This is a genomic window from Methanoculleus sp. UBA413 (assembly GCF_002502935.1).
Lineage (GTDB): Archaea > Halobacteriota > Methanomicrobia > Methanomicrobiales > Methanoculleaceae > Methanoculleus > Methanoculleus bourgensis.
Genome location: NZ_DAQR01000031.1, coordinates 5923 through 11652, shown reverse-complemented (window position 1 = coordinate 11652; position 5730 = coordinate 5923). Strand labels below are relative to the sequence as shown.

At 62.0% G+C, this 5730-nt stretch carries 5 protein-coding genes; 2 read left to right on the top strand and 3 right to left on the bottom strand.

Going from position 1 to position 5730, the window contains the following annotated elements; translation table 11 throughout:
- Positions 1 to 553: 553 nt before the first annotated feature.
- Positions 554 to 967, top strand: a complete 414-nt coding sequence (locus BP858_RS02480; RefSeq protein ID WP_074175532.1) for a secondary thiamine-phosphate synthase enzyme YjbQ — start codon at positions 554 to 556, stop codon at positions 965 to 967.
- A 133-nt stretch (positions 968 to 1100) separates the two neighbouring features.
- On the opposite strand, the gene BP858_RS02475 is transcribed toward BP858_RS02480, so the two are convergent.
- A complete protein-coding gene (locus BP858_RS02475) occupies positions 1101 to 1364 on the bottom strand; it encodes a UPF0147 family protein (protein ID WP_014867113.1) in 264 nt (87 codons plus the stop codon).
- Positions 1365 to 1430: 66 nt separating this feature from the next.
- Between BP858_RS02475 and BP858_RS02470 the strand changes: the two genes are divergently transcribed.
- On the top strand, positions 1431 to 1814 hold the full coding sequence (locus BP858_RS02470; protein ID WP_062266474.1) for an Sjogren's syndrome/scleroderma autoantigen 1 family protein: 384 nt from the start codon (positions 1431 to 1433) through the stop codon (positions 1812 to 1814).
- On the opposite strand, the gene BP858_RS02465 is transcribed toward BP858_RS02470, so the two are convergent.
- The gene (locus BP858_RS02465; protein WP_286878754.1) at positions 1805 to 4126 is read right to left on the bottom strand and encodes a DEAD/DEAH box helicase; all 2322 of its coding nucleotides are present in this window, start codon (positions 4124 to 4126) and stop codon (positions 1805 to 1807) included. The genes BP858_RS02470 and BP858_RS02465 overlap by 10 nt on opposite strands.
- Positions 4123 to 5730, bottom strand: a 1608-nt coding sequence (gene glyS, locus BP858_RS02460) for a glycine--tRNA ligase (RefSeq protein WP_286878753.1), incomplete at its 5' end; no start/stop codon positions are given. The genes glyS and BP858_RS02465, both read right to left, overlap by 4 nt.

Genomic DNA, 5730 nt, shown 5'->3' with positions numbered 1-5730 from the left:
GGGGCGGGGGCAGTCATGGCGATATCCGGTGGAAAGCCGCGCCAGGGGGTGGTGCTGACGCCGGTTTCCCGAAAGACCGGGAAGAATCGGCCAGCAAGAACCAGCTAGAAACTGGTTCTTCCCCGGGATCTCCCCGTGCAGTGGACCGTGGTGGCTATCGCCATGGGGTGGGGCTGACGGTGAGGGGGCGAGCCCCCTCCCCTGTCTCTGCCTCGTGTCTTCAGTGTCCAGACTCAATTCCTACAGATTGCCATACGCCTGTAACCCCCTCCCCGCACGCCCATTCGGCGCTCCTCCCCCGCCCCCCCGAGGGTGGGGGGCGGTCAATGGCGATACCCGGTGGAAATCCGTGCATGGGTGTGTGAGAATGTCCGTAGGATGTAACAGGCCGGAGGGTGCGACCGGTTGAAGGTGCGATGGGCGGAACGCCCGGAGTTTGAGAAGCCTGGAGGCTTTGAAAGCAGGAGCACGAGCATTAAAGAACGACGTTCCTCCTGGAGCAGGAAGTATATACTGGCGGGACAACCACGGTGTGAATGAGGTGTCCAATACAATGTTCCGTACGACGATTCAGGTGGAGACACACGGGGAGGGGGAGATCGTCAACCTCACACCCCGGATAGAGCAGGCGATCACCGCGAGCGGTGTGCGGGAGGGGCTTGCCAGCATCTTCGTCACAGGGTCGACCGCCGCCATCACCACCATCGAGTATGAACCCGGTGTGCTCTCAGACCTCCGTCGGGCGCTCTCGGTCATCGCCCCGGCCGATATCCCCTACGCTCATGATGCGGCATGGGGTGATGGGAACGGGCGGTCCCACGTCAGGGCGGCGGTGATCGGGCCGTCGGTCTCTGTCCCCGTGATCGAGGGCAGGCTTGCGTGCGGCACCTGGCAGCAGGTCGTCCTCCTCGAACTGGACGTGCGCTCGAGCCGCCAAAGAACGGTCTACGTCACGGTTCTTGGGTGAACGGTGGGAAGGGGTTGTGTGATCCCGGCTGCCACACGGCATGGTGAGCAGAATGAAACGGCGGTTGCTATAACCCCAAATAATAGCATTCTGCTCTGATTTTCGCCGGAATCGTTCAAGAAGAATAAGTTGCTCAGTCGAGAGGTACCGTTTCGAGTTGCGATACCAGTTCCCATATGCGGGTCCGTGCGTGGACCGGCATGTTCGGGTCGTTGCTGATCTCATCGATCAGAGAGATTGCGGTTGCAGCACGAAGGCCGATACTCCGGGACTCATCCTGGAGAACCGTCTTAGTCTCATCTGCGACACGCCTGATGTTACGTGGAATGGTGGAATCCTCGCTGATATTTTGCAGCATCTGGATGCAGGTTCGTATTGTTTCGTCTGGACTTGTCATTGACTCACCCCTCTATTATTTAGAGGCATCCAGACATATATAAGTTGATTAAGGGTGTTGGACGAAATGACGGCTGATAAGGCTGACGAAGTTATGGCCGAGTATCTCCTCAAAGGAGGAAAGATGCTCGCAAAATCCTGTAAAGTCTGCGGGTATCCCTTGTTTGAATATAAGGGAGAGACGCAGTGTGTTATCTGTCCGCTGGAAGCATCAGAAGAACCTATTCCCGAACCGGAGCCGCCTGAGTTGGTCTCGGCCGCTCAATCGCCAGCGCAGTCACCAGCACCGGCCGCTGCCGGGCCGCGAGGCAGGGTCGCCGCCGAACTCGAGCAGACGATCGTCCATCTCTGCGAACGCATCAGGCGCGAGTCCCGGGCCGACGAGTGCCTGACCCTGATGATGGCGGTCGAGCGGGGCGCCGAAGCGCTCGCAACACTGGGTCAGCGGTAAGGCCTGCGGGCAAGGTCCCATATACCCTGCGCGGTCTTTTCTCCGATCCCGTGCACGGATGCCAGCTCCTCCGGATCGGCATCGATGATTGCCTTGAGCGACCCAAAGTGCTCAAGGAGGAGCCGGGCGCTCCGGAGCCCGATGTTTGGAAACGCGGCAAGCACATACTCCTGCTCTTCGCGGACCGACCGGTAGGTCTTCTTCGGATGCACCTTGCGCTCTCCGCGCTCGCCCCCCTCCCGCTGGGCGAGAACGTAGAGCATCTCGGCGGTATCGTCCGCATCCCGTGTTCGGAGCAGCGTCACGTTCATACCGACCGCGATGGCGGCAAGCGTGCCCCTGACGGCGTTTGGATGGATATTCCGGACCTCATAGAGGTCTTCTTCTCCTTCGATGATCAGGACCGGCCGCGGCACCACGTCCGCCATTGCCCTGATCTGCCCGAAGAGGTCCCGCTCCACCAGGGTATCCATGAAGTCCCGCACAGTCTTCCTCTCCACGAGGATGCGGTCGCCGATAGCGTAATCGCCAAACTCAAGACGCTGCAGCGTGATCGACGCCCCGAGTTCGTGCAGGCGCACAGCGACCCGTGACGACGTCTCGCGGTCATCGACGGTGATCGCCGGCCCGGGGGGATCAAAATCCGGCCCCATGTTCACGTCCGGCCGTGGCGCACGTGTCTCCCGGGTGGCCGGCGACATCGCGGAATCAAACTCCTGAATATTCACCTGCCTGGTAGTGGTCGGGGTGGATGGGGCGGGTACAGGAGCGGGCGCGGCGCTCATGTTCCTGATCCCCTGCACCATCGCCCGCTCCCGGGTCTGGCTCACGTACCTGAAGGTCTCATCCGACGTCCCTTTCGTCACCAGCACAACGATCGTGCCGCTGCCGCTCCTGCCGGTCCTTCCCTTCCGCTGGATGCTCCTGATCTCTGATGGGACAGCCTCATAAAAGATCACCATGTCGGTCGAGGGGACATCGAGCCCTTCTTCGCCCACCGAGGTCGCGATCAGGCACCTGAACTCACCCTCCCGGAACCGGCTGAGGATCTCGATCTGCTCCTTCTGCGTAAGCCCCCGCTCCGTATCCCTGGATGCCTGGCCGACGAACCGCTCACAGGCAATCCCGCACCCTGAGAGCGCGTCGACGAGCGTCTGGACGGTGTCGCGGTAGGTGGCAAAGACGATGATCCGGCTGTCCGGGTGCGCCGCAAGTTGCGCCTGCACCAGTTCACAGACGATTGAAGCCTTGGGGTGAAGTTCCCCGCCCCAGCGGCCCGCCTCCTCGACGAGGTTCTGGTAGATGGGGTCGTTCACCAGGCGCCTGCTTGCCTTGCTCCCTGTGCTTGACGCCCCTTCGGCACTGAGCCGGTCCAGGTAGAGTTTGAGCGCCTCGCTCCCCTGTGTCTCGGTAAGCGAGATTGCGTGGCGGAGTTTCATGCACTCGGCGTGCAGGGATGCCGCGGTGAAGCCGGAGGGGTCCCGTGACCGTATACGCTGCTGGATCTGGGCGTTTAAGCGATTGAGTGCCTTTATCGAGAGTTTGTCCGGCTTTGGGACATGGAAGTTGAGTTTTGCGAGCCGGGCGAGCCTTGATTCCACGAGCCTCCGGAGGGCAAGGAGTGCTGCCTGCAGTTCCTCGGGCAGGTAGACGTCGATGTACTGGACCTCGCGCTCGTGGATGTAGGGGCGGACATCCTCATCGGTCTCCACACGTGTCTCGACAGCCTCGATGTAGAGGTTATTGCAGACCTCCTGCACCTTCGCCTGGTCGCCCCCGGGGGAGGCGGTCATCGCGAGCAGCAGGGGATTCCTTGCTGTGGTGCAGTAGTGTTGGGCAATGAAGACGTACGCGTAGTTTCCCACCGCCCGGTGGCACTCGTCCACGACCAGCAAGACAACGTCGGCGAGGCTGTACCTCCCGGCCAGGCAGTCGTTCTTGACCACCTGCGGGGTGGCAAAACAGATCCGGCACGCTTCCCAGGCGGCGGCCCGCTCGTCGGGGGGGGTGTCCCCGGTGAACATGACAAAGTCGGACTCCTGCGGTTCAGAGCCTTCCTGGAAGAGCAGGAACTGTTTAAAAAAGCGGAGGTGCTGCTCAACCAGGGGTTTTGTCGGCGCAAGCATGAGCACCTTCCCCTGGTGAGAGTAGAGGCGGGATGCTGCGACAAGGAGCGCGACGGCAGTCTTCCCTAACCCCGTTGGGAGGACGACCATCGTGTTCGCGTCAAGCGCCCGGAGCATTACGGAGAGCTGGTAGCGCCGTTCCTCGATACTCTCCTGCCGGATCAGCGGGTGAGTGACGTAGTTCATACCTTGAGTTCAGGGAACGTAGCGGCACCGCTGATGAGTGCAGGGAGGATCTGGGGCAACCGCTCGATCGGCACCCGGATCTGTTCCGTGCTGTCACGGTCCCTGATGGTGACCGTGTTGTCCTCGAGCGTGTCGTAGTCGACGGTTATGGCATAGGGTGTCCCGATCTCGTCCTGCCTCCGGTAACGCCTGCCGATGGCGCCGGAGTCATCGTACTGGGCGAGGACGCGGCACCGGGTGAGCCTCCCGGTGATCGCCTGTGCGATCTCATCAAGGCTGTCCCGGTTCATCAGCGGGAAGACGGCGACCTGGACCGGTGCCACCGCCGCCGGGAGCCGGAGCACTCGTCTGATCTCGCCGTCGACCTCGTCCTCATCGTAGCTGTGCTCCAGCGCAACGTAGATCATCCGGTCAATGCCATATGAGGGCTCGATGACGTGGGGCATCACTTCTTCGCCGCGGACCTCTTCCTCCTCCTCACGGATCTGGTAGAGGTCGGCAGGGATGAAGATCTCCTCGCCGTCGACCGTGATCCGCGCGCCGTCCTCGCCGGGGTTTGATGCGGCCAGGGCATCCGCGATAGCCTTTGCCTTACCGCGGAACCGGGGGCCGAGCACGCCCATATCTGCTACGATCCGCCGTCTTTTGACCAGTTTCGGCTCGTCGTAGGGGATGAAGACCGTCATCGAGTTCCCGGAGTGCCCGGCATGCGAGCGCAGGTCGTAGTCGGTGCGGTCGGCGATGCCGACGATCTCCACCCACCCGAAGCGGCCGGAGTGGACCTCGGCGTCCCAGCAGTCGGCCGCATAGTGTGCCCGCTCGTCGGGGAGATGCTGGCGGAACCGGAGTCTTGCCGGGTCCACGCCGATGGCGGTCAGGATCTGGTGCGTGAGCGCGATGTAGTAGGCGACGTACTCGTTTACGATCACTCCCTCGTCCACCGCAGCGCGCATCGTAAACCCGGCTGGCTCCTGATCCTCAAGCTGCCGCTCGATGGTGAGGAGGGGCACGGTGTAGTCAGCGTAGCGGTAGAAGGCAGGGTGGTCTTTCTCGTCAGGGTGGACGAAGATCTCGGCCTCTGCCTGGGAGAACTCACGCAACCGGATCATGCCCTGGCGGGGGGAGATCTCGTTCCGGTAGGATTTCCCGATCTGGACCGCACCGAAGGGGAGTTTGTCCCGGTAGAAGCGCAGGAGCCGGGAGAAATCGGTGAAGATACCCTGGGCAGTCTCGGGGCGCAGGTATCCCTTCCGCTGCGATCCCGGCCCGATGGTGGTCTCGAACATCAGGTTGAACGCAAAGACGCCCGCTTCACCCAGGGGTTCCTCGCAGACGGGGCAGGGCAGTTCATGGAGCGCTGCCTGGAGCGCTTCTGCCGAGAGCGTGCCGGCATTCGCGATGCCGTTATCGTCCGCGATGTGATCGGCGCGCAGGTATTCGCCGCAGTGCGGGCACTGCACCATCTTGTCAGCGAACTCTTTCACGTGACCGGATGCGACGAAGATTGCTTCGACTCCAACGGTGGGGCATTCGATCTCGTAGTAGCCTTCCTGAAAGACGTAGAACGACCGCCAGAGGTTCTCGATGTTCCTCTTCATCATCGC